Here is a 22,239-nt window from a genome sequence, read left to right as displayed (position 1 = left end):
GGATCATTCGCCCATCTTGTAGTCGAGGAACCACTTCTTGTTCAGCGCGTCGAAGGTGCCGTCGGCCTTCAGGCTTGCGATCGCGGCATTCACCGGGCCGACGAGATCGGAGCCCTTCGGGAAGATGAAGCCAAAGTCTTCGGTGCCGAGCGGGCCGCCGATGACCTTCAGGCCGCCGTTAGAGGCATCGACATAGCCCTTGGCCGCGACGCTGTCGGTCAGCACGACGTCGACATCGCCGGCCTTGAGGGCCTGAACGGTGGCGCCGAAGGTTTCGAAGAGCTTGACGCGCGGGTTCTGTTCGTTGCCATCGAGGATTTCATAGACAGCCGTATAAAAGGGCGACGTGCCCGGCTGGGCGCCGACGAGGCCGTCATTGAAGGCACCGAAGGTCTTGGCGTCGGTGAAGCGGCTTTCGTCGCCGCGCACCAGCATGAACTGCTGCGAGCGCATGTAGGGATCGGAGAAATCCACCTTGGCCTTGCGATCATCCTTGATGGTGATGCCGGTCATGCCAATGTTGTACTGGTTGTCCGACACGGCCTGGATCATCGCGTCCCAGCTGGTATTCTGGTACTCGACCTTGAAATTCAGCCGCTTGGCGATCTCGTTCATTGCATCATACTCCCAGCCGATGGCCTTGCCCGACTTCGGGTCGACGAACTGCAGCGGCGGATAGGCATTTTCAGTAACGACGACGACCGACTTGCCCTTGAGGTCCGGAAGGTCGGCGGCCAACGTCGCCAGCGGCGACAGGATCAAAGCGGTCAGTCCTGCAAGGACGGTGCGGCGGAACGGCATTAAATATCTCCCCGAAATAGCCCGCGAAACCTGTCATAGTTGCGAAGCGAATGGCAAGAGCATTGCCGCATGCGCTCACCCAAAAACAGAAAAGGCGGCCCAAAGACCGCCTTTCCATGCAAAGATTTTTGCGGGATAGGTCGCAAATGTCACTGCCAGTACCCGGAGAACATTCCGTCTGGTCCAGGTCCAAGAGGTTAGCCAGTCGTTGCAATGCCGTCGAGTTTCTCGATGGCGTCGTCCGGCAAGGCGATATCGGCAACCGCGAGGTTCTCTCTGAGGTGGGTACGTGATGAGGTGCCGGGGATCAGCAGGATGTTTGGCGCGTGCTGCAGGAGCCAAGCAAGAGCTACCTGCATCGGTGTTGCGTCGAGCTCCGCCGCAACATCAGATAGCGTGGACGACTGCAATGGCGTGAAGCCGCCAAGCGGAAAGAACGGCACGTAGGCAGTCCCTTCCACCGCAAGCTGTTCGATCAGCGCGTCATCCCCGCGAAGCGCAAGGTTATACTGGTTTTGAACGCAGACGATCTCGGTAATCCTTCGCCCGTCCGCGATTTGCTTGGCGGTGACATTGGAGAGGCCAATGTGTTTGATGAGACCCTGGCGCTGAAGATCGGCGAGGACGGTCAACGGTTCTTCTAGAGATCCTTCGGCAGGGCCATGGACATCGAATATGGCTCGTAGATTGACCACATCGATCACGTCAAGGCCGAGATTCTCAAGGTTGTCATGGATCGCCTGCGTCAGTGCTTCTTTTGTGAAGGCCGGATTCCACGACGCGTCTAGGCCACGCGTTGCTCCAATCTTCGTGACGATCACAAGATCACTCTTATAAGGGTGCAGCGCCTCCCTAATGATCTGGTTGGTGATGTGCGGACCGTAGAAATCGCTGGTGTCGATATGGTTGACGCCGCTTTCGACCGCTTCGCGCAGCACAGCTATCGATTCGGCGCGGTCCTTCGGTGGCCCGAAGACGCCCTTGCCAGCAAGCTGCATGGCACCGTAACCGAGCCGCGTCACCGTGCGGTCGCCGAGTGTGAATGTGCCCGATTTTTCAAGGTTGGACATGGTCTACTCCGTTTAAAGACGGGGTAGAAATAGAGCAGGTTCGCTCCGGCGATAACGGCATACATTCCGCACGGGCTGTTCGGAATTTTCGGACAATGGCTCGTAAAGGACCGGAGATCGCCCGGGACGCTGTCGGAGTGCAGTGGCGCTCTATTGCGCGCAACAAAAAAAGGCGGCCCAGAAGCCGCCTTTTCCGACAATCGCTAAGGATTGAAACTTATTCTGCTGCCGGCTCAGCCGCTGCGGCAGCTTCTGCTGCTGCCTTGGCTTCGGCGGCTTCCTGAGCTGCCTTTTCGGCTGCGAGCGCCTGAGCTGCTGCAACCTTTTCGGCTTCCAGACGTGCCTTTTCCTCGGCAACGGCCTGACGCTCGGCGTCGTTCAGCTTGCGGGCGCGGGTGCCGGTGTTCTCGACGATACGAGCCGACTTGCCGCGACGGTCGCGCAGGTAGTAGAGCTTCGCGCGACGGACCTTACCGCGGCGAACGACTTCTACGCTTTCGATAGCCGGGGAGTAGACCGGGAATACGCGCTCGACGCCTTCGCCGTAGGAGATCTTGCGAACAGTGAAGTTCTCCTGCAAGCCGCCGCCGGAGCGAGCGATGCAAACGCCTTCGTAGGCCTGTACGCGGGTACGATTACCTTCCTTGACGCGAACGTTGACGCGAAGGGTATCGCCCGGGGAGAATTCCGGAAGCGTGCGCTGGGCTTCGATCTTGGCGACCTGTTCGGCCTCAAGCTGCTGAATGATGTTCATGACTCAACCTCTTTGTTGGTTCAACAGCCAGAGCGCTCTGAACGATCTATCCTTGGTCGAGCCGCAGATATTTGCCGGTGAGGGCAGGAGCGAATTCGTCTGTTTTTCTTTACGTGGTTGATGGGAGTTTTCCCATTCCGGGCGTGCGCATACCGTATTGCGCAGGCTTTGTCACCCCTTCGGCCCGGAAATTTTGTCAACCCGACCGTTAAATGTGGATGCCTGGCGGCCGGCCATCTCTTATTCGTCCAGCAGGTCCGGGCGTCGTTCCCGGGTTAGTTGCAGTGCCTGCTCGCGGCGCCATTTGTCGATCGCGCCGTGATTGCCAGATGTGAGGATCGCTGGAATTTCCCGACCCTCCCATTCCTGCGGCCGGGTGTAGTGCGGATGCTCAAGCAGGCCGCCTTCGAAGCTTTCATGCAGTCCGGAAAGATCGTTGCCCATGACGCCAGGCAGAATACGGACGATCGCATCGAGTACGGTCAGCGCCGCCGGTTCGCCCCCTGAGAGCACGTAGTCACCGATCGAGACTTCCTCCAATTCACGCGCATCGATAACGCGCTGATCGACGCCCTCGAAGCGGCCGCAGACGATGATGACGCCATCACCGGATGCGAGTTCGCGCACGCGCTCCTGTGTCAGCGGCTTGCCGCGCGGGCTCATCAGCAGGCGTGGCCGGCTGTCGTTCTTGGAAGCACTGTCGATGGCGCGGGCGAGAACATCGGGTTTCAGCACCATGCCAGCGCCGCCACCAGCGGGTGTATCATCGACGGTGCGATGTTTGTCAGTGGCAAAATCGCGGATCTGCACGGTATCGAGCGACCATTGGTCACGCTCCATCGCCTTGCCGGCGAGGGAGTAGCCGAGATGACCCGGAAACATCTCCGGGTAAAGGGTCAGCACGGTCGCGCGGAACGCCATCGGCGGCCTCACTTCTTCTTTTTCGGCGTGTCGGACGTGAATTTCGCGCTGTCATCCTCGGTATCGACGAGGCCGGCAGCCAGCGGATCGATCGTGATCCTGCCACCCTCGAGGTCGATATCGAGGACTGAGGCCTCAGAGAAGGGGATCAGTACCGGGCGTTTGCCCGGTCCCTTCAATTCCAGGAGATCGCCGGCGCCGAAGTCGAAGACGCCGGTCACGGTGCCGTAGCTGACGCCTTGGTCGTCGAGCGCTTCCAGTCCCTCGAGATCGGCGTAGAAGAATTCATCTTCCTCAAGCTCCTCATCCGGCAGGTTATCGCGCTCGATGTAGAGCTCCAGCCCGTTCAGCGCCTCAGCAGCATTGCGGTCGTTGATGCCGCGGAAGCGAACGACGACGACGTTCTTCATCTCGCGGATATCGAGAATCTCGAAGGTGCGCCCATCGAGGCTGTGCAGGTTGCCGTAATCGCCGAGCGCGGTCGGGTCGGCGGTGTAGGCCTTGGCGCGCACTTCGCCGCGCAGCCCTTGGGCGCCACCGATCGTTGCCATCAGAACCGGATTTTCAAGCTTTGCCATGACGTCCTTCACATGAAGCCGCAAATCTGGGCTTCTCTTAAACGAAGTGCGGTGGAATGGAAACGAAAACGGGCGGCATGTCGCCATGCCGCCCGTTCGATAAGGGAAAGTCCCCGATTATTCTGCGGAAGCAGCAGCTTCGGCGGCGTCGGCGGCCTTCTGAGCCTTTTCAGCAGCGCGCTCCTGGGCCTTCTTGCCCGGCTTTGCCTTGACCGGGTTGTTCTTGGCGTCTCGCTTTGCGAGGCCGGCTTCGTTGAGGAAACGCAGAACGCGGTCGGTCGGCTGTGCGCCCTGCTCAAGCCAGTGCTTGATGCGGTCGTTGTTCAGCGTGATGCGAGCGTCGTTGTCCTTGGCAAGCATCGGGTTCCAGGAACCGAGGTTTTCCAGGAAGCGGCCATCGCGCGGCGAACGGGCGTCGGCGAGAACGATGTGGTAGTACGGGCGCTTCTTGGAACCACCGCGGGCGAGACGAATTTTCAGTGCCATTTTCTTTACTCCTTGGACTTTTCTGGACCGCCTGATCCGGCGGTATGGTTCATTTTGCTGCGGCGCCGTTTTCGGCGTGGTCTGCAGCGATCTGCTCATGATGCCGGATGACTTCCTTGATGACGAAGTTCAAGAACTTCTCGGCGAAATCCGGATCCAGATTGGCATCCTTCGCCAGGCGGCGGAGGCGTTCGATCTGGTATTCTTCGCGCGCCGGATCGGCCGGCGGCAACTTGTACTTGGCCTTGAGAACGCCGACCTCTTTGGTGCAGCGGAACCGTTCGGCCAGGATGTGGACCAGCGCCGCGTCGATGTTGTCGATCGACTGGCGATAGTTCGAAAGCTGGGCTTTGATTTCAGGATCAATCATCTTCTAAGCGACCCTTCACTTTTTCTTCGGCAAGCCGGGCAGACCCGGGAAACCGCTGCCAAGGCCAGGGAGCTTGGCGCCGCCCAGGCCCGGCAAACCACCCGACATTCCGCCGAGGCCAGGCAAGCCACCGCCCGGCTTTCCGAGACCGGCAGCTTCAGCCTGCTTCTGGAGCGCTTCGAGCTGCTTGGGGTCGATGTTCGAAAGATCGGGCATGCCACCGCCGAGGCCACCGAGGCCCATCTTGCCGGCGAGACCGCCCATCATCTGCTTCATCAGGCCGCCCTTACCCTTGCCGCCCATCATCTTCATCATGTCCGCCATCTGGCGGTGCATCTTCAGAAGCTTGTTGATGTCGGCGGCATCGGTGCCTGAGCCGGCGGCGATGCGCTTCTTGCGCGAATGCTTGAGAATATCCGGGTTGGCGCGTTCGGCCTTGGTCATCGAGCCGATGATGGCGAGCTGGCGGCCGAACAGGCTGTCATTGAGGCCGGCCGAGGCCATCTTGTCCTTCATCCCTGCCATGCCGGGCATCATGCTCATGATGCCGCCCATGCCCCCCATCTTCTGCATCTGGCGCAGCTGGTCGGCGAGATCGTTGAGGTCGAACTTGCCCTTGGCCATCTTGGCGGCCATGGCGGCCGCCTTCTCGGCGTCGATGTTTTCGGCAGCGCGCTCGACCAGCGAAACGATGTCACCCATGCCGAGGATGCGATCAGCGATACGGCGGGGATGGAACTCCTCGAGTTCGCCCATGCGCTCGCCGACACCGATGAGCTTGATCGGCTTGCCGGTCACCGCGCGCATTGAAAGCGCCGCACCGCCGCGGCCGTCGCCGTCCATGCGGGTCAGCACGAGGCCGGTGATGCCGACGCGTTCGTCGAAATTGCGGGCGAGGTTGACGGCGTCCTGACCGGTCAGCGAGTCTGCGACCAGTAGAATTTCATGCGGGTTCGACTTCTTCTTGATGTCGGCCATTTCGACCATCAAGGGCTCGTCGATATGCGTGCGGCCGGCGGTGTCGAGGATGACGACATCATGGCCGCCGAGCTTGGCTGCCTGCACGGCGCGGGCGGCGATGTCGGTCGGCGACTGGCCTGATATCACGGGAAGCGTGTCGATGCTCGTCTGGACACCGAGCTGGCGAAGCTGCTCTTGCGCAGCCGGACGGCGCGTATCGAGCGATGCCATCAGCACCTTTTTCTTTTCGCGGTCGGTGAGCCGCTTGGCGATTTTCGCCGTTGTCGTCGTCTTACCGGAGCCCTGCAGGCCGACCATCATGATGACGACGGGGGCCGCTGCATGCAGATCAACGCCGACGCCCTCGCCGCCGAGCATCTCGATCAGCTCGTCGTGGACGATTTTGACGACCATTTGGCCAGGCTTGATCGACTTCAGGATCTCGGCGCCGACGGCCTTTTCGCGGACGCGGTCGGTGAATGAGCGCACGACATCGAGCGCCACGTCTGCTTCCAGCAAGGCACGGCGAACCTCGCGCAGCGCTGCAGAAACATCGCCTTCCGAAAGCGCGCCACGGCCTGTCAGTCCATTCAGAATGGATCCAAGACGGTCCTGGAGGTTTTCAAACATCGGCTCTTCCTTGTGATTTCCGGGATGACGGAAACCTTGTGCTTTTCCTTGACGAAAACAAGACGCAAAGCCAAAAAGCACCCGAGGGCGCATCGCGCTGTCGGGTGTGGACCTCCGGGATCAGTTTATACCTTTGCGGGTCCCGGTCGGTGGCTCGAGTCTTGAAGCTCGTCGCAGATTGAGCGGCGGTAAACAGGAAAAAGCGCCGGGAGTCAAGGCAAGGTCGAGAAAAGACGGCGTTTCGACCTTTCAAAACCGCGCGCCCAATCCCAGATCTGCTTTCTCTTCAACGGAATCGCTCTTGCATGCCCACGGCCAAACGACGCAATCCCTACTATCAGGGGCCTGTCTCCGATCACTTCGACGGCACGCACTTCTTCAATCCGGATGGTATCGAGCCTCTCGGCTTTCGAGACCTGATGCGGTGGCAGTTCGGCGGCGGCCGCGATCGCTGGCCGAAGTCGGTTCCGAGCCCGTTCGCACCAGCAAAACCCGATCTGCGCGTGAATGGTGGCGATCTGCGGGTAACCATGGTCGGTCATGCGACACTGTTGGTGCAGGTCGCGGGACTTAACATCCTCACGGACCCGGTTTGGTCCGAGCGCGCCAGCCCCTTCACCTTTGCCGGCCCGAAGCGCGCCGTTGCACCGGGCATCGCATTCGACGATCTACCCCCGATCGATCTCGTGTTTGTTTCCCACAATCACTACGACCATCTTGATGTCGCGACGCTCAAGCGCTTGCAGGCAAAGCATCGGCCGCATGTCGTGACGCCACTTGGCAACGATACAATCATCCGCCGCGCCGTGCCCGACATACAGGTGACGGCGATGGATTGGGGCGAGCGCATATCCCTTGCGGGTATCGCGATCGATGCCGAGCCGGTGCATCATTGGTCCGCACGCGGCACTGGCGACCGTCGTATGGCGCTGTGGGCGGCCTTCGTCCTGTCGACACCGGCCGGGAAGATCTACCATGTCGGGGACACGGGCTTTCACGGCGGTGTCAACTATGAGGCGGCGCGGCAAATGCATGGCGCCTTTCGCCTCGCCATCCTGCCTTTCGGGGCATACGAGCCGCGCTGGTTCATGAAGGGCCAGCATCAGAATCCTGCGGAAGCGGTGATGGGCATGCAGTTGGCCAATGCGGCCTATGTGGCCGGGCATCACTTTGCGACGTTCCAGCTGACTGACGAGGCGATCGATGCGCCGCTCAAGGCGCTGGAAGCGGCCATGACCGAGCGCGGCATATCGCCGGAACGGTTCCGACCGCTCAGGGCAGGCGAAGTCTTCGACGTGCCGCGGGCATGATCAGTGCGGTTGGGCCCCTGAGCCGTGCGTGTTGATGATGGTGTCGGCCTCCTTGCCGTAAAGCTCCTCGAAGTGATCGAAGGTCTTGGAGAAGTGGCCGATGCCCTGGGTCGCGGATTTCAGCGATCGTGCCAACTCTTCCAACACACCGCCCGGCACTAGCGCTCGGAATATGTCCCAGCCCTTCGCGTTCTCGTCTCGGTCGAAGCCAAGCACCTGTCCTTTGAGAGAGGAGACGAGCGTCACCATACCCCCGGAGTAGACCGAGGGGATATGGATATCGACCCTGATGACAGGCTGCATGAGAACGGCGGATGCCTGCGACAGCGCCTGCTTGACGCCCATCTTCCCAGCTGCACGGAAGGCGAAATCGGAGCTGTCGACCGAGTGATACTGGCCGTCGGTCAATGTCACATCGACATCGATGACCTGGAAGCCAAGCGGCCCCTTCTCCATTGCCTCGCGTGCACCGGCCTCGACGGCCGGTATATAGTTTCGCGGCACAGTGCCGCCTTTGACACTTTCGCCGAAGGTGAAGCCTTGGCCGCGTTCGTTCGGCCGGACGCTGAGCTGCACATCGGCGAATTGGCCGGCGCCGCCTGTCTGCTTACGGTGCCGGTAACGCACGTCCGAGGGCTTCGAGATGGTCTCCCGGTAGATCGGGTTCGGCGCGCGGTCCGACACTTCGACGCGGAAGACCTCAGAGAGCGTCTTGCGTAGGTCGCGTAGGTGGACTGGTCCCTGTGCGCAGATCAGTGCCGCGCCGGTGCCTTCCTCCTGCATCACCTTCAGGCCGCGATCGGTTTCCGCCAATTTCGCCAGCGTTGCCGAGAGCTTGGTTTCGTCACGTTCGCTGCCGGGAACGAGGATTCTTTCGAGCATGGGTGTCGGAGGTGTCGTCCAGTCGGGCGGTTCGACGCTGGTGGACTGCGTCAGCAGGGCGGGCGCGGGCAGATGGTCCGACTTGAGAGCGGCAAAGATGCCGCCTGCTTGCACGGTGCCGCTGATCGGCTTTCCGCTGCCGGCTTCCTGCAAGGGACCCAAAGTAGCGCCGCCGAGGGAAGCGCCTTGCTTCAAGCCATCGGCAAACGCGCGTATGAGGACTGTCTTGCCGACATTGGCCTTGTGATAGGCGTGGAAACTAACGGCAGAAAGTTCCGCCTCTTGCGCGCCGGAGCTTCCAGCGAGCCTGGTCCGTAGCGCTGCTGCCGGTGGCGCCTCGTGGCGAAGAGCCTTCATCAGGCGCATGATGCCGTTGCTGTGCGAGGCGGCACCGAACAGCACGGGGATGACCCGGTTCTCCTTGAGTATCCGCGAGGAGATGGCAAACAGCGTATCACTTGCCGGCTCACGGTCTTCGATGAGCTCCTCGAGCAGCCAGTCGTCGAACTCCGAAAGCTGCTCGAGCATCTCTACGCGCGCCTCGTGCTCGCGCTCGACCGCATCGTGCGGCAGTTCGATCAGCGCGGAAGGCTGCCCTTCCCGGTAGCGCCAGGCCCGTTCGGAAATCAGATCGCAGCTGCCGACAATCGTGTCGCCTTCGCGGATCGGGACTTGCCGTAGGACGAGCGGATGGTTGGAGTAGGTCTGAAGTGCGGCGATGACATCGCGCAATCGGCCGCGCGGCTCGTCCATCCGATTGATGAAGGCCACGCAGGGCGTTCCCGAGGCCTCGATTGCGCGGAGATAGGGTGCTGCAAGAACGGCTTCATCAGGTGTCGGCGATATGCAGAGAATACAGGCGTCGCTGACGAGGAGGGCGTCCTGCGCCAAGGCCAGGGCCTCGTTTGCCCCGGGGGTGTCGATCGCACACCAAGCTTCGTCCTTGAAATCGAATTCCGTCAGGCTTGATCCATATGGAGAGGCTGACTTTCTGGGCGTTCCCTCGAGCGAGGCCAGCTTTGCGACGAGGGTCGTTTTTCCCGTCTGCGAGGGCCCAAGTACCGTGAAGCAGCGCATCGGCGATCCTCCCTGCCAAAAGCACGCATCCGAAACCAAAGAATGCCTCTAAGCGAAGAAAAGTGCCAGATAGTTGCGATCATTCTTAAATATGAGGCTTCGGTATGGTTCTCCCATGAATGTGTCGCGGTGCTCGGGTCCGTCAAGCCACTGGTAATTCCCCCGCATTTCCGCCATATACAGCCCAAACAGAGACGGACATGACACCTATGAGCGCAACGGTCGAATTCGCAAAGATGAACGGGCTTGGCAACAAGATCCTGGTCGTTGACATGCGCGGCCGTGCCGACAGGGTGACGCCTGCAGCTGCAATCGCGCTGAATGCCGAGCCGGACACGCAGTTCGACCAGATCATGGCGATCCATGATCCGAAGGCAGCGGGCACGGATGCCTGGATCGATATTCTGAACTCCGACGGTTCGAAGGCACAGGCTTGCGGCAACGGTACGCGTTGTGTCGTGCAGGCGCTCGCTTCGGAAACCGGCAAGAAGGTTTTCACTTTCCAGACGGTGGCAGGCATCCTCAATGCCGTCGAGCACGCGGATGGGACGATCTCCGTCGATATGGGTAGGCCGCTCTTCGACTGGGACAAGATCCCGCTTGCCGAGGAATTCCACGATACCAGCCGTATCGAGCTGCAGATCGGGCCGATCGACAATCCCGTGCTGCATTCGCCATCCGTCGCTTCCATGGGCAATCCGCACGCGATCTTCTGGGTGGATCGGGATGTGATGTCGTTCGATCTCGGCCGCTTCGGCCCGCTGCTCGAAAACCATCCGATGTTCCCTGAGCGCGCCAACGTCACGCTGGCGCAGGTGACCTCTCCGAGTTCGATCACAACGCGCACCTGGGAGCGGGGCGCGGGACTGACGCTTGCTTGCGGTTCTGCCGCCTGTGCCACGGCCGTTTCTGCCGCCCGCACCGGCCGCACGGGGCGCGAAGTCGCTGTGAAGGTCGCAAGCAGCCCCAACCAGGGTGTGCTCACGATCGAATGGCGCGAGCGTGATGGTCACGTCATCATGACGGGCCCTGCGGAATGGGAGTGGTCCGGCACGCTCGATCCGTCGACCGGTGCGTGGTCGCGGGATGCGGCGCAGGGAGCGGAAGCGCGGTGAGCGGCGTTGAGGTCATCACCTTCGGCTGTCGTCTCAACACCTACGAATCCGAAGTGATGCGAGCGGAGGCCGAAAGGGCTGGGCTCAACAATGCCATCCTCGTAAATACCTGTGCCGTTACCGGCGAGGCTGTGCGTCAGGCTCGCCAGGCGATCCGGCGTGTGCGGCGCGACAATCCTCATGCCCGTATCATTGTGACCGGCTGTGCGGCCCAGACGGAAAAAGAGACTTTCGCCGACATGGCCGAGGTCGATGCCGTCCTCGGCAACGAGGAAAAGCTGAAGAGCGCCTCCTATCGCGCCCTGCCGGATTTCGGCGTTTCGGCCGAAGAGAAGCTGCGCGTCAACGACATCATGAGCGTGCGGCAGACGGCGCCGCAGATGGTTAAGCACATCGATGGTCATGTGCGGGCTTTCATCCAGGTTCAGAATGGTTGCGACCACCGCTGCACCTTCTGCATCATTCCCTATGGCCGCGGCAATTCGCGCTCCGTGCCGATGGGGGCAGTCGTCGATCAGGCCCGCAAGCTGGTCGAAAGCGGGTACCAGGAGATTGTGCTGACGGGCGTCGATGCAACCAGCTATGGCGCCGACCTGCCCGGCGAGCCGACGCTCGGATTGCTTGCCAAGACGCTTCTGAAACAGGTGCCTGATATTCGCCGTCTGCGGCTTTCATCGATCGACAGCATCGAGGCCGACAGGCATCTGCTCGATCTGATTGCCGACGAGGCGCGGTTCATGCCGCATCTGCATCTGTCGCTACAGCATGGTGACGACATGATCCTGAAGCGAATGAAGCGCCGCCATTCGAGCGCGGATGCCCTGGCTTTCGTTAACGACGTGCGCCGCCTACGACCGGACATGAGCTTCGGTGCTGATCTGATCGCCGGCTTTCCGACCGAGAGCGAAGACATGTTCGCCAATGCCATGCGGCTGGCGGAAGAGGCCAATATCGCCCATCTCCACGTGTTCCCTTACAGCCCACGACCGGGAACACCCGCCGCGCGAATGCCGCAGCTCGATCGCGTGCTGGTCAAGGAACGGGCGGCGCGACTTCGCGCCACTGGACATCGCCTGCATCAGTCCCATCTCGACGGGATGGTCGGAACACAGCAATGGCTGCTGGTGGAAAACAACGGTTTGGCGCATACCGAGAACTTCACTCTTGTCGCAGCAGTAGGGCTTGCGCCCCGAAGCTTCGTGCAGGCTGTCATCACCGGGCACAACGGCAAACACCTCGACATGCAATTGACGGCCGCCGACGCGGCCTGAGCTTACGGAATCTTCATGGCGTTCAGTTTCATCAAAAAGGTCTTCACCTTCGGCCCAAAGCCGGAGGAAGAACACGCGCCGGAGCCGGATTCGCGCGAGGAAAGCCTTCCCGTTGCCGCCGACCCGGTCCTGGCAGAAGAGATGGAGACGGCCGGCGGGCCTGCCAATGACGTAGGCCAAGACGCCACCATGGAGGAGCTTGCAGAGCAGGCGGAAGCGCTTGCGCCTGAGAAGGACGACGTTTCCGAGGTCCTACCGTCGGAAGTGCAGGCGGGCGACATGGGCCTTGTGCCGCTCTCGCTGCTTGAAGCCGAAGCGGAGATCAACGCTCCTGCCGAAAGCGCTGCGGAAGAGCCGCTTCCTACAACTTCGCCCCTGCATTCGGAGATCGGCGAGCAGGCAGAAGAGGAGGATGTTGCGGAAGTAGCGTCGGCCAGCAAAACCGAAGAGACGTCCTCGGCTGCAGAGTTTGCGGAGGAAGCCGACGCGGAACAGCAGCCCGTCACCGATCGGGCCTCTCCCGCCGAACAAGAGACATCTGCGCCGGCGGAGGATGACGCTTCCGGCGATGCCTCCGCCGCTCCCGTTCTTCCAAAGGGATTTGCCACCGGTCCCGCGGCTTCCGAGGCCGCGCCTCTGGTGCCAGCGCCAAAACTTTCCTGGTTCCAGCGCCTGCGCGCCGGCCTTGCCCGCACTTCGTCGCAGCTCACCGGCCAGATCGCGGCCCTCTTCACCAAGCGCAAGCTCGATGATGATACGCTGCAGGATCTCGAGGATCTGCTGATCCAAGCCGATCTTGGCGTCGAGACGGCGATGCGCGTCACTGATACGCTGGCCTCCGAGCGCTACGGCAAGGACGTCACCGGCGAGGATGTCAGCCGCATCATGGCGAGCGAGATCGCCAAGGTGCTGAAGCCTGTCGCGAAGCCGTTGCAGCTCGATCTCAGCCACAAGCCGCATGTCATCCTGGTCGTCGGCGTCAACGGTACTGGCAAGACCACGACGATCGGCAAGCTGGCGGCCAAGCTTTCTGGCGCCGGGCTAAAGGTCATGGTGGCTGCCGGCGACACCTTCCGTGCCGCTGCCATCGAGCAGTTGAAGATCTGGGCCGACCGCACCAAGTCGGAGTTCATTGGTACCAAGCTCGGCGCCGATGCGGCGGGTCTTGCCTATGACGCCTTCGAGCAGGCCAAGGCGAAGAAGTGCGATGTGCTGATCATCGATACAGCCGGCCGCCTGCAGAACAAGGCGGAGCTGATGGCCGAACTCGAGAAGATCGTTCGTGTTCTCGGCAAGCTCGATCCGGATGCGCCGCATACGGTGCTGCAGACGCTTGACGCGACGACGGGGCAGAACGCCCTGTCGCAGGTGGAGATCTTCCGCAACGTGGCCGGGGTCAACGGGCTGATCATGACAAAGCTCGACGGCACGGCGCGGGGCGGCATTCTCGTGGCGATCTCCGCCAAGCACAAGCTGCCGGTCTATTTCATCGGTGTCGGCGAAGGTGTCGAAGATCTAGAGCCTTTCGAGGCGGAGGATTTTGCCCATGCCATTGCCGGGCTCGGTCAATAATGCCACAGATATGCCGACAAGCGCGGGCAAGCGTCTCGTGTTCACAAACGGATTTGAGATAGCATGACGACAGAGAGCGATATCACCCCAAGCGCGGCCGACCGGCATCACCCGATGCTGAAGCTGGCGCTGGAGCTTGGCCCGCTGCTGATCTTCTTTTTCGCCAACCTGCGCGGCGCGTGGCTGGTCGAGCGGTTTCCGGCTTTGTCGGAGCTCGGCGGACCACTATTCGTGGCAACGGCCCTCTTCATGGCGGCAACGGTGATCTCGCTGATCGTCTCGAAGGTCGTGCTCGGGCATCTGCCGATCATGCCGTTCGTCTCGGGGATCGTGGTCGTCATCTTCGGATCGCTGTCGATCTATCTGCAGAACGAAACCTTCATCAAGATGAAGCCGACCATCGTCAACGCGCTGTTCGGCGTTGCGCTGCTTGGCGGCCTAGCTTTCGGCAAATCGTTGCTCGGCTACGTCTTCAACGCGGCCTTCCAGCTTGATGCCGAGGGTTGGCGGAAGCTGACCATCCGCTGGGGCGTCTTTTTCCTTTTCCTCGCAGTGCTGAATGAAGTCATCTGGCGCAATTTCTCTGATGATTTCTGGGTTGCCTTCAAGGTCTGGGGGACAATGCCCATAACCATCATCTTCACGCTTGCGCAGATGCCGTTGATTATGAAGCATACGGTCACACCGGCGGGAGAGACCGAGAGTTGACGACACTGGATACGGCAGACAGAGCGAAGCATCAAACATTCTGGTTCGCTGCGTGCATTGCGGTTCTGCTGATCCAGATCATCGCCGAATACATGATGGGCCGCACCCCCATCTGCACCTGCGGATATGTCAAACTATGGGAAGGCACCGTCAATTCCAGCGGTAACTCCCAGCATATTTCCGATTGGTACACGCCGTCCCACATCATTCACGGCTTCATTTTCTACGGCATCGCGCACCTTGTTCTGCGCGGAAAGCCGATCGCCATGCGGCTGCTTTTGGCGCTGATGATCGAATCCGGCTGGGAACTGCTGGAAAATTCGCCTTTGATCATCGACCGCTATCGAACGGCGACGATCTCGCTCGACTACTATGGCGACAGCATCTTGAACTCGTCGATGGACACAGTCTTCATGGTCGTCGGGTTCTTCTTCGCCTCGCGGGCGCCCGTTGTACTGACGATCGCGATCGCGATTTTCTTCGAGTTGTTCACCGGTTATGTCATTCGCGACAACCTGACACTCAACGTACTGATGCTGATTTGGCCCATTGAGGCGATCAAGACCTGGCAAGCCGGGATCTAGTCAGGACGCCGGCTTGGCCAGCGCCTTCTCCATGGCCGGGAAAAGCACTTCCTTCAGGCTGACTTCGTCGAACGGGCCGACCCGCTTGTAGAGGATCGTGCCGTCGGGAGCGACGAGATAGCTCTCCGGGATGCCGTAGACACCCCAATCGATAGCTGCCTGCCCCTTGGGATCGACACCGATTGCGGCAAAGGGATTGCCAAGTTCGCCGAGGAAGCGAAGTGCGTTGTCGTTTTTGTCCTTGTAGTTGATGGCAACCACGTTGAGGCGGCCGTCCTTTGCCAGCTCCTTCAAGATCGGATGCTCTTCGCGACAGGGAATGCACCACGAGGCGAAAACGTTGACGAGCGTCAGTTTGCCCTTGATGGCACTGTCGGTCAGTGGCGGAAGGTTGGCGCCCTCGAGTGGCGCGAGGTTCAGCACCGGCGCCTTCGTGCCGATCAGGGCCGACGGGATTTCCGAGATATCCTTGCCGTGGACGTCCTGATCGTAGAGCATCTTTGCTGCGGTGGCTGCGATGCCGGCAAAGACGATCAACGGGATCAAGGCGACCGCGTAGCGCCCAAATCCGCGCTTGGCGCGGCTCGTTTCTGGTGCGGTGCTCATTCGCCGTCCTTTGCTCGCGCCGAGCGGCGACGGATACCGGAGGCTTCGAGGGCTGCCAGTTCCTGACGGCGCGCGCGGCCGTCAGCCCAAGTCCAAAGGGTGGCCGCTGCCGTGACAAGGGCGGCAAAGCCGTAGGCGCCGTAGACATAGAAAGCGTGTGTCATGGCTATCCCTCGCGGCTCGCCAAGCGTGCCGCCATACGACGCTGGGCGGTGACGCGGCGGCGCCAGATTTCGTTGCGCATAGCCATGATGTGCAGCGTGAAGAAGAGCGCGGTGAATGCAACGGCCATCACCAGCAGTGGCCGCAGAAACTCCGGATCGATGGCTGGACCGTCGAGACGCAGAACGCTCGCGGATTGATGCAGGGTGTTCCACCAATCGACCGAGAACTTGATGATCGGGATGTTGACGAAGCCAACGAGGATCAGGATGGCGCTGACGCGGGCCGCCTTCGATGGGTCGTCGATCGCGCGATTGAGGGCGATGAGCCCGAGATACATCAGGAACAGAATGAAGACGGACGTGAGCCGCGCATCCCAGACCCACCAGGCGCCCCACATCGGCTTGCCCCAGAGGGAACCGGTCACAAGGGCAATCAGCGTGAAGGCGGCGCCGAGCGGGGCTGCGGCCTTTGCCGATACATCCGCCAGCGGATGGCGCCAGACCAGTGTGCCGATCGCCGAAATGCTCATGATCGTATAGCCCATCATCGCCAGCCAGGCGGCCGGCACGTGGATATACATGATGCGAACCGTTTCGCCCTGCTGGTAGTCGCCTTCGGTCGTGAAGCTGAGATACAGCCCCACGATAAAACAGAGGGCCGTGAAACCGGCCATCCAGGGAAGGATGCGTGCAGCCAGCGCCAGAAACCGCGTCGGGTTGGCGAGGTCGCTGAATTTCGTGATGGCAAGGCTCGTTTCGTTCATGCCGTTTCCTTACCGCGATATGCCTGATGCCGCAATCGAGCGCTCCATCAATCCGACGTGTTACGCAGCGCCAATGCCGCCGCCGCCGGACCGATGACGGCGAAGAACAGCGTGAGCGCGATCAGGATGAGGAAAGGCGGCAGAAAGGGCGATGGCCCCTCGACCGCCGCATAAGTGGCGCTGACGCCGAAGATCAGCACGGGGATGGTCAGTGGCAGCACCAGGATCGAGACCAGCAGACCACCGCGCGGCAGGGCGACGGCAACGGCTGCACCAACCGCGCCGATGAAGGTAATCGCGGGCGAACCAACGAGCAGCGTCAGCATCGTCGCGCCGATTGCCGTCTCGCTCATATTCATGAACAGGCCGAGCAGCGGCGAGGCGATGACCAGCGGCAGGCTGGTGGCGATCCAGTGTGCCAGGCACTTGACCAGCACCGTCAGGACGAGCGGCGTCTCTTGCATCAACATGAGATCGAGCGAGCCATCGTCGCGTTCGGCCTGAAACAGGCGGTCAAGGCCGAGAAGCGCGGCAAGCAGTGCACCGATCCACACAATTGCCGGGCCGATGCGGGACAGCAGCGCTAGATCGGGCCCAACACCGAAGGGTATGACTGCGACGACGGTCAGGAAAAAGAGAACGCCGATCAGCGCACCGCCGCCGGCCCGAATGGAGAGTTTGAGGTCGCGCAGGAGAAGGGCTGTCATGCCCACACCCCCGGTCCGGCGTGGGCAAATCCCGCCATCCGCAATTCCCGCGCGCCTTCCAGTCCTAACGGCTGGTGGGTCGCTGCGAGCACGATTCCGCCTTTGCGCCGATGCGCTTCGATAAGCTCTGTAAAGAGGCGGTCGCCGCTTGTGTCCAGTGCAGCGGTCGGTTCATCGAGGATCCAGACCGGCCGGTGGGCGATAAGCAGCTTGGCGAAGGCAAAGCGGCGTTGCTGGCCAGCCGAAAGGTAGCCGAAAGGGAGGTGCGTGATCCCTGCGAGCCCGACGGCCTCGGCAGCCTCGTCTATGGAAACGGCCGAAGCGCCGTGCGTATCTCCAAGAAAGCGGCGCCAGAAGTCGAGGTTTTCGGCGACTGTCAACTCGCTTTTCATCGCATTGCGGTGGCCGAGATAGTGGCTGATTTCGCCGACACGCCGGAGAGTGTTGCCATGCGAATCAGTTAAGCTCACCGAGCCTCTTTCCTGACGCAGCAGACCGGCGACGACACGCAGCAAAGTTGACTTTCCTGATCCATTTTTACCTGTCAAAACTAGCGCTTCACCTGATTCCAGGCGAAAGGACACGCCCTCGAAAATCAGGTCTTCTCCCCGGCGCGCGGCCAGATTGGCCGCCTCGAGATGCATGACTTTTCCGTGGTTTAATTTTTCAGTCATCGCAATGCAAAAAAATCCGAAATGGGTCACGCACTCTCTGGCACCTTTCTTAGAAATTATCTATAAGACCCGCAACCACGCCAGCGGTCGGCGTGAATTTCATCCTTGCGCCGAACATGGGCTTCGCTCCACGTGCGGACAGCGGAAATGGCCGTACCCGCATCCTGATGTGCATTACGTGCATAGGCGTCCGCACGATTGTGTTCGCTATCAGAAACGGGGTCTCTCGTGTCTAAATCTCTTGACAGCTTCAATTGTCGTTCCACGCTCACCGTGAACGGTAAGGACTACGTTTATTTCAGCCTGCCCAAGGCTGAGGCGAATGGCCTGCCGGGTGTTTCGAAGCTCCCTTACTCGATGAAGGTTCTGCTCGAGAACCTGCTGCGCTTCGAAGACGGCCAGTCAGTGACCAAGGAACACATTCTGGCCGTTGCGGAATGGCTCAATAACAAGGGTGCTGTCGAAAACGAAATCGCCTATCGCCCGGCGCGCGTGCTGATGCAGGACTTCACCGGCGTTCCCGCCGTCGTCGACCTTGCCGCGATGCGTGACGCGATGGTTTCGCTCGGCGGCGATCCCGAGAAGATCAACCCGCTGGTTCCCGTCGACCTCGTCATCGACCACTCCGTCATCGTCGACGAATTCGGCACGCCGCAGGCTTTCGCCAAGAACGTCGAGCTGGAGTACCAGCGCAACGGCGAACGCTACCGCTTCTTGAAGTGGGGTCAGCAGGCGTTCAAGAACTTCCGCGTCGTTCCTCCAGGCACCGGGATCTGTCACCAGGTCAACCTCGAATATCTCGGCCAGACCGTCTGGACCAAGGAAGAGGACGGCGAGACGATCGCTTATCCGGATACCTGCGTCGGCACCGACTCGCATACGACGATGATCAATGGTCTCGGCGTTCTCGGCTGGGGCGTCGGCGGTATCGAAGCCGAAGCCGCAATGCTCGGCCAGCCGGTCTCGATGCTCCTGCCTGAAGTCATCGGCTTCAAGCTCACCGGCAAGCTCAAGGAAGGCGTCACGGCGACCGACCTCGTGCTGATGGTCGTGCAGATGCTGCGCAAGAAGGGCGTCGTTTCCAAGTTCGTCGAATTCTTCGGCCCGGGCATGGACAACATGCCGCTCGCCGACCGCGCGACGATCGGCAACATGGGTCCGGAGTACGGCGCGACCTGCGGCTTCTTCCCGGTCGATGGCGAAACCATCAACTACCTCAACATGTCGGGCCGCGCCAAGGACCGTATCGCTCTGGTCGAAGCCTATTCGAAGGCGCAGGGCATGTGGCGCGAAGGCGACGGTTCGGACCTCGTCTTCACCGATACGCTGGAACTCGACCTCGGCGACGTCGTGCCTGCCATGGCCGGCCCGAAGCGTCCGGAAGGCCGCATCCCGCTCGAAAGCATCGCCTCCGGCTTCGCTGGCTCAATGGACACCGACTACAAAAAGCCCGGCCAGCTCTCCAACCGCTACGCGGTGGAAGGCACCGATTTCGACCTCGGCCATGGCGACGTTGCCATTGCGGCTATCACGTCCTGCACCAACACCTCCAACCCGTCGGTTCTAATCGCCGCCGGCCTTCTCGCCCGCAACGCCGTTGCCAAGGGCCTGAAGTCCAAGCCGTGGGTCAAGACCTCGCTTGCACCGGGATCGCAGGTCGTCGGCGAATACCTGGCCAAGTCCGGCCTGCAGGCTGACCTCGACAAGCTTGGCTTCAACCTCGTCGGCTTCGGCTGCACGACCTGCATCGGCAATTCCGGCCCGCTGCCGGCGCCGATCTCGAAGACGATCAACGACAAGGGGCTCATCGTTTCGGGCGTTCTGTCGGGCAACCGCAACTTCGAAGGCCGCATCTCTCCCGACGTTCAGGCGAACTACCTGGCGTCTCCGCCGCTGGTCGTCGCCTACGCGCTTGCCGGTACGGTCCAGAAGGACCTGACCACGGAGCCGATCGGTGAAGACCAGGACGGCAACCCGGTGTTCCTCAAGGACATCTGGCCGACGTCGCACGAAGTTCAGGACTTCATCCAGAAGTACGTTACCCGCGAACTCTATGAGACGAAGTACGCTGACGTCTTCAAGGGCGACGAGAACTGGCAGGCGGTGCAGGTTCCTCCGGGCCAGACCTATGCCTGGGACGACAACTCGACTTACGTTCAAAACCCGCCTTACTTCGTCGGCATGGGCAAGAAGGGCACCGGCACTTCGGATATCAAGAATGCCCGTGTTCTCGGCCTCTTCGGTGACAAGATCACAACAGACCATATTTCCCCGGCCGGCTCGATCAAGGCAGCATCGCCTGCGGGTTCCTACCTGCTCGGCAACGGCGTCGCCGTTGCGGACTTCAATCAGTACGGCACGCGTCGCGGCAACCATGAAGTGATGATGCGCGGCACCTTCGCCAACATCCGCATCCGCAACCACATGCTCGGCCCGAACGGCAAGGAAGGCGGTTACACCATCCGCTATCCGTCGAAGGAAGAGGAATCGATCTACGACGCGGCCATGCAGTACAAGGCCGAAGGCGTTCCGCTCGTCATCTTCGCCGGTGTCGAGTACGGCAACGGCTCGTCCCGCGACTGGGCCGCAAAGGGCACCAACCTTCTCGGCGTCAAGGCCGTGATCGCCCAGTCCTTCGAGCGTATTCACCGCTCGAACCTGGTCGGTATGGGCGTTATCCCCTTCGTCTTCGAAGAGGGAACGACCTGGGCAAGCCTTGGTCTCAAGGGCGACGAACTCGTCACCATCGAAGGCCTGGAAAACATCAAGCCGCGCGAGAAGAAGATCGCCAAGATCGTCTATGGCGATGGCACCGTGAAGCAAGTTCCGCTGCTGTCGCGCGTCGATACACTCGACGAAGTGGTCTACCTCAACAATGGCGGCATCCTGCAGACGGTTCTGCGAGATCTCGCTGCCTGATTGTTAACAGACTTGCATGACAATGACCGCCGGAAAGAGATTTCCGGCGGTTTTTGTTTGAGCGCAAGGTATTGGATGTCTGCTCACGACGATGTGTTTCAGCTTGGCTTCCACGAAGCTTTGCCTCACCCGTTCGTGACTTTCCGTTTCGACCGAGAACCACTATCTCTACGCTCAGACATCGGACCTGCGGCGAAGCGTGGCGGTAGGTGCGGAAGAAAAGGTGCATGAATGTCCCCGCGGTTTCTGATTTCTCTGGTTGCAGGTGTGGCGCTTGCCGGCCCACTTTTTGCCCAGGACGCGCCGAAAGGTGTGGTTGAACTTTTTACCTCGCAGGGATGTTCTTCTTGTCCTCCAGCCGATGCAGCTTTCCGTAAGCTCGTCGAGGCCGGGGGCGTTATCGCTCTTGCCTATCACGTTGACTACTGGAACTACATGGGATGGGCCGACACGCTGAGTTCCAAGGAAAATACCGAGCGGCAGTATGGTTATGCGCAGGCGATGGGCCGTGCCAACGTCTATACGCCGCAGGTCATCATCAATGGCCGCGACCACGTTGCAGGCGCCGATCTCGGCGCGATCAATAAGAAGATCGATGGCTATGCAGCTGAAGGTATGGGGCTGTCAGTGCCGGTGAAGGCACAGATGCGCGGCGACCAACTCGAGATTAAGATCGGCGCAGGACAGGGCAAAGCCAATGTCGTCATGGTCTACTTCAACCGTGAGAAAACCATTGACGTCGAGAAGGGCGAAAACAGCGGCAAGAAGATCGCCTACCTAAACAGTGTTGCAGACGTGGAAACCGTCGGCATGTGGGAGGGCAAGGAAACGAGCTTGACGCTGCCGGCAAGCGTGATGCAGAAGCCAGATCTTGAGGGCTGCGCGATTTTACTTCAATCCTCCACCGCCGATGGCAAACCATCTGCGATCCTCGGAGCGACGGTCGTCATGGCCGGGAAGAACATCTGACCATTTCATCTGCTTGCGCGGATGGAAACGGGGCGGCCCGGCTGATCGTATTCGGGGCTGGGGTTAAGGTCGATACGGTCAGCCGGGCCCTTTGGCGCGCTGGCGCCAAACTCGCACGCAACCTTTTCAGCAGACCGAATCTGGCAAAAAGATCATGCGCAATTCGTGTGCAACGCGGGTCCGAACGGCCCCGCGGCGCAGTCGTGAGGGAATTTCCCTTGCAAATGAGGCGCTGTTTTGACTGAATTGCGGCACTCGGGAGATTGCACAGACTATGATTAATGTGACTGATCGCCTGCTTGCAATTTATAAACGCTAAGGCAAACTGTCATTCACCTGTCACAAGC

At 60.7% G+C, this 22,239-nt stretch carries 22 protein-coding genes; 8 read left to right on the top strand and 14 right to left on the bottom strand.

The features are described 5' to 3' along the window. Positions 1 to 3: 3 nt before the first annotated feature. From PMI09_RS13235 to ffh, 8 genes are all read right to left on the bottom strand, one after another. On the bottom strand, positions 4 to 801 hold the full coding sequence (locus PMI09_RS13235; RefSeq protein WP_007794384.1) for a transporter substrate-binding domain-containing protein: 798 nt from the start codon (positions 799 to 801) through the stop codon (positions 4 to 6). A gap of 197 nt (positions 802 to 998) precedes the next feature. Beyond that, on the bottom strand, positions 999 to 1,871 hold the full coding sequence (locus tag PMI09_RS13230; RefSeq protein ID WP_007794381.1) for an aldo/keto reductase family oxidoreductase: 873 nt from the start codon (positions 1,869 to 1,871) through the stop codon (positions 999 to 1,001). A 217-nt stretch (positions 1,872 to 2,088) separates the two neighbouring features. After that, positions 2,089 to 2,625, bottom strand: coding sequence for a 50S ribosomal protein L19 (gene rplS, locus PMI09_RS13225; RefSeq protein WP_007794379.1), 537 nt, complete (start codon positions 2,623 to 2,625; stop codon positions 2,089 to 2,091). 240 nt (positions 2,626 to 2,865) lie between these two features. Next, complete coding sequence (gene trmD / locus PMI09_RS13220) at positions 2,866 to 3,546, bottom strand: tRNA (guanosine(37)-N1)-methyltransferase TrmD (protein WP_007794377.1); 681 nt, start codon at positions 3,544 to 3,546, stop codon at positions 2,866 to 2,868. Positions 3,547 to 3,554: 8 nt separating this feature from the next. Continuing rightward, on the bottom strand, positions 3,555 to 4,124 hold the full coding sequence (gene rimM, locus PMI09_RS13215; RefSeq protein ID WP_007794374.1) for a ribosome maturation factor RimM: 570 nt from the start codon (positions 4,122 to 4,124) through the stop codon (positions 3,555 to 3,557). 117 nt (positions 4,125 to 4,241) lie between these two features. Further along, the gene (gene rpsP / locus PMI09_RS13210; RefSeq protein ID WP_007794371.1) at positions 4,242 to 4,610 is read right to left on the bottom strand and encodes a 30S ribosomal protein S16; all 369 of its coding nucleotides are present in this window, start codon (positions 4,608 to 4,610) and stop codon (positions 4,242 to 4,244) included. A gap of 49 nt (positions 4,611 to 4,659) precedes the next feature. Continuing rightward, positions 4,660 to 4,980 (bottom strand): chorismate mutase, encoded by a 321-nt coding sequence (locus PMI09_RS13205; RefSeq protein WP_007794368.1) that lies wholly within the window; start codon positions 4,978 to 4,980, stop codon positions 4,660 to 4,662. 15 nt (positions 4,981 to 4,995) lie between these two features. Continuing rightward, entirely contained in the window at positions 4,996 to 6,570 is a 1,575-nt protein-coding gene (gene ffh / locus PMI09_RS13200; RefSeq protein WP_007794365.1) for a signal recognition particle protein, read from the bottom strand. A gap of 305 nt (positions 6,571 to 6,875) precedes the next feature. Between ffh and PMI09_RS13195 the strand changes: the two genes are divergently transcribed. Continuing rightward, positions 6,876 to 7,880, top strand: coding sequence for an MBL fold metallo-hydrolase (locus PMI09_RS13195; protein WP_007794362.1), 1,005 nt, complete (start codon positions 6,876 to 6,878; stop codon positions 7,878 to 7,880). Here PMI09_RS13195 and PMI09_RS13190 read toward each other — a convergent pair whose 3' ends face one another. Next, the gene (locus PMI09_RS13190) at positions 7,881 to 9,839 is read right to left on the bottom strand and encodes an elongation factor G (RefSeq protein WP_007794359.1); all 1,959 of its coding nucleotides are present in this window, start codon (positions 9,837 to 9,839) and stop codon (positions 7,881 to 7,883) included. Between the two features lie 209 nt (positions 9,840 to 10,048). Here PMI09_RS13190 and dapF point away from each other — a divergent pair, with 209 nt between their 5' ends. From dapF to PMI09_RS13165, 5 genes are all read left to right on the top strand, one after another. Further along, complete coding sequence (gene dapF / locus PMI09_RS13185; protein WP_007794356.1) at positions 10,049 to 10,954, top strand: diaminopimelate epimerase; 906 nt, start codon at positions 10,049 to 10,051, stop codon at positions 10,952 to 10,954. Beyond that, positions 10,951 to 12,225, top strand: a complete 1,275-nt coding sequence (gene mtaB / locus PMI09_RS13180) for a tRNA (N(6)-L-threonylcarbamoyladenosine(37)-C(2))-methylthiotransferase MtaB (protein WP_007794351.1) — start codon at positions 10,951 to 10,953, stop codon at positions 12,223 to 12,225. The genes dapF and mtaB overlap by 4 nt, the downstream gene beginning before the upstream one ends. A 15-nt stretch (positions 12,226 to 12,240) precedes the next feature. Beyond that, positions 12,241 to 13,797, top strand: coding sequence for a signal recognition particle-docking protein FtsY (ftsY, locus tag PMI09_RS13175; protein WP_007794347.1), 1,557 nt, complete (start codon positions 12,241 to 12,243; stop codon positions 13,795 to 13,797). A gap of 63 nt (positions 13,798 to 13,860) precedes the next feature. Beyond that, complete coding sequence (locus tag PMI09_RS13170; protein ID WP_007794344.1) at positions 13,861 to 14,505, top strand: septation protein A; 645 nt, start codon at positions 13,861 to 13,863, stop codon at positions 14,503 to 14,505. Next, positions 14,502 to 15,089: a DUF2585 domain-containing protein gene (locus PMI09_RS13165; RefSeq protein ID WP_007794341.1), complete on the top strand. Its 588-nt coding sequence runs from the start codon at positions 14,502 to 14,504 to the stop codon at positions 15,087 to 15,089. Before PMI09_RS13170 ends, PMI09_RS13165 begins: the two co-directional genes overlap by 4 nt. On the opposite strand, the gene PMI09_RS13160 is transcribed toward PMI09_RS13165, so the two are convergent. Genes PMI09_RS13160 through ccmA form a run of 5 tightly spaced genes read right to left on the bottom strand, consistent with a single transcriptional unit; the run spans position 15,090 to position 17,974 of the window. Further along, positions 15,090 to 15,695 carry a DsbE family thiol:disulfide interchange protein gene (locus PMI09_RS13160; RefSeq protein WP_007794338.1) on the bottom strand — a complete coding sequence of 202 codons (606 nt, stop codon included), beginning with the start codon at positions 15,693 to 15,695 and terminating at the stop codon, positions 15,090 to 15,092. Then, positions 15,692 to 15,859 carry a heme exporter protein CcmD gene (gene ccmD, locus PMI09_RS13155; RefSeq protein WP_007794336.1) on the bottom strand — a complete coding sequence of 56 codons (168 nt, stop codon included), beginning with the start codon at positions 15,857 to 15,859 and terminating at the stop codon, positions 15,692 to 15,694. The genes PMI09_RS13160 and ccmD overlap by 4 nt, the downstream gene beginning before the upstream one ends. Positions 15,860 to 15,861: 2 nt before the next feature. Further along, positions 15,862 to 16,623 (bottom strand): heme ABC transporter permease, encoded by a 762-nt coding sequence (locus PMI09_RS13150; protein WP_007794334.1) that lies wholly within the window; start codon positions 16,621 to 16,623, stop codon positions 15,862 to 15,864. 47 nt (positions 16,624 to 16,670) lie between these two features. Next, a complete protein-coding gene (ccmB, locus tag PMI09_RS13145) occupies positions 16,671 to 17,330 on the bottom strand; it encodes a heme exporter protein CcmB (RefSeq protein ID WP_007794331.1) in 660 nt (219 codons plus the stop codon). Next, on the bottom strand, positions 17,327 to 17,974 hold the full coding sequence (gene ccmA, locus PMI09_RS13140) for a heme ABC exporter ATP-binding protein CcmA (RefSeq protein WP_007794329.1): 648 nt from the start codon (positions 17,972 to 17,974) through the stop codon (positions 17,327 to 17,329). Before ccmA ends, ccmB begins: the two co-directional genes overlap by 4 nt. Before the next feature lie 258 nt (positions 17,975 to 18,232). Here ccmA and acnA point away from each other — a divergent pair, with 258 nt between their 5' ends. Further along, positions 18,233 to 20,923, top strand: a complete 2,691-nt coding sequence (gene acnA, locus PMI09_RS13135; protein ID WP_037082993.1) for an aconitate hydratase AcnA — start codon at positions 18,233 to 18,235, stop codon at positions 20,921 to 20,923. 231 nt (positions 20,924 to 21,154) lie between these two features. Continuing rightward, on the top strand, positions 21,155 to 21,892 hold the full coding sequence (locus tag PMI09_RS13130) for a DUF1223 domain-containing protein (protein ID WP_007794324.1): 738 nt from the start codon (positions 21,155 to 21,157) through the stop codon (positions 21,890 to 21,892). Positions 21,893 to 22,239: the final 347 nt, after the last annotated feature.

The sequence above is a fragment of the Rhizobium sp. CF122 genome, from assembly GCF_000282035.1.
In the GTDB taxonomy this organism is placed as follows: Bacteria; Pseudomonadota; Alphaproteobacteria; order Rhizobiales; family Rhizobiaceae; genus Rhizobium.
This window is presented reverse-complemented; position numbering and strand designations above follow the sequence as displayed.

Bases quoted from the DNA above. Each gene is read 5' to 3' on its own strand.
- PMI09_RS13235 (WP_007794384.1), bottom strand. From the start codon at position 801: ATGCCGTTCCGCCGCACCGTCCTTGCAGGACTGACCGCTTTGATCCTG.
- PMI09_RS13230 (WP_007794381.1), bottom strand. From the start codon at position 1,871: ATGTCCAACCTTGAAAAATCGGGCACATTCACACTCGGCGACCGCACG.
- rplS (WP_007794379.1), bottom strand. From the start codon at position 2,625: ATGAACATCATTCAGCAGCTTGAGGCCGAACAGGTCGCCAAGATCGAA.
- trmD (WP_007794377.1), bottom strand. From the start codon at position 3,546: ATGGCGTTCCGCGCGACCGTGCTGACCCTTTACCCGGAGATGTTTCCG.
- rimM (WP_007794374.1), bottom strand. From the start codon at position 4,124: ATGGCAAAGCTTGAAAATCCGGTTCTGATGGCAACGATCGGTGGCGCC.
- rpsP (WP_007794371.1), bottom strand. From the start codon at position 4,610: ATGGCACTGAAAATTCGTCTCGCCCGCGGTGGTTCCAAGAAGCGCCCG.
- PMI09_RS13205 (WP_007794368.1), bottom strand. From the start codon at position 4,980: ATGATTGATCCTGAAATCAAAGCCCAGCTTTCGAACTATCGCCAGTCG.
- ffh (WP_007794365.1), bottom strand. From the start codon at position 6,570: ATGTTTGAAAACCTCCAGGACCGTCTTGGATCCATTCTGAATGGACTG.
- PMI09_RS13195 (WP_007794362.1), top strand. From the start codon at position 6,876: ATGCCCACGGCCAAACGACGCAATCCCTACTATCAGGGGCCTGTCTCC.
- PMI09_RS13190 (WP_007794359.1), bottom strand. From the start codon at position 9,839: ATGCGCTGCTTCACGGTACTTGGGCCCTCGCAGACGGGAAAAACGACC.
- dapF (WP_007794356.1), top strand. From the start codon at position 10,049: ATGAGCGCAACGGTCGAATTCGCAAAGATGAACGGGCTTGGCAACAAG.
- ftsY (WP_007794347.1), top strand. From the start codon at position 12,241: ATGGCGTTCAGTTTCATCAAAAAGGTCTTCACCTTCGGCCCAAAGCCG.
- PMI09_RS13170 (WP_007794344.1), top strand. From the start codon at position 13,861: ATGACGACAGAGAGCGATATCACCCCAAGCGCGGCCGACCGGCATCAC.
- PMI09_RS13160 (WP_007794338.1), bottom strand. From the start codon at position 15,695: ATGAGCACCGCACCAGAAACGAGCCGCGCCAAGCGCGGATTTGGGCGC.
- ccmD (WP_007794336.1), bottom strand. From the start codon at position 15,859: ATGACACACGCTTTCTATGTCTACGGCGCCTACGGCTTTGCCGCCCTT.
- PMI09_RS13150 (WP_007794334.1), bottom strand. From the start codon at position 16,623: ATGAACGAAACGAGCCTTGCCATCACGAAATTCAGCGACCTCGCCAAC.
- ccmB (WP_007794331.1), bottom strand. From the start codon at position 17,330: ATGACAGCCCTTCTCCTGCGCGACCTCAAACTCTCCATTCGGGCCGGC.
- ccmA (WP_007794329.1), bottom strand. From the start codon at position 17,974: ATGCATCTCGAGGCGGCCAATCTGGCCGCGCGCCGGGGAGAAGACCTG.
- PMI09_RS13130 (WP_007794324.1), top strand. From the start codon at position 21,155: ATGTCCCCGCGGTTTCTGATTTCTCTGGTTGCAGGTGTGGCGCTTGCC.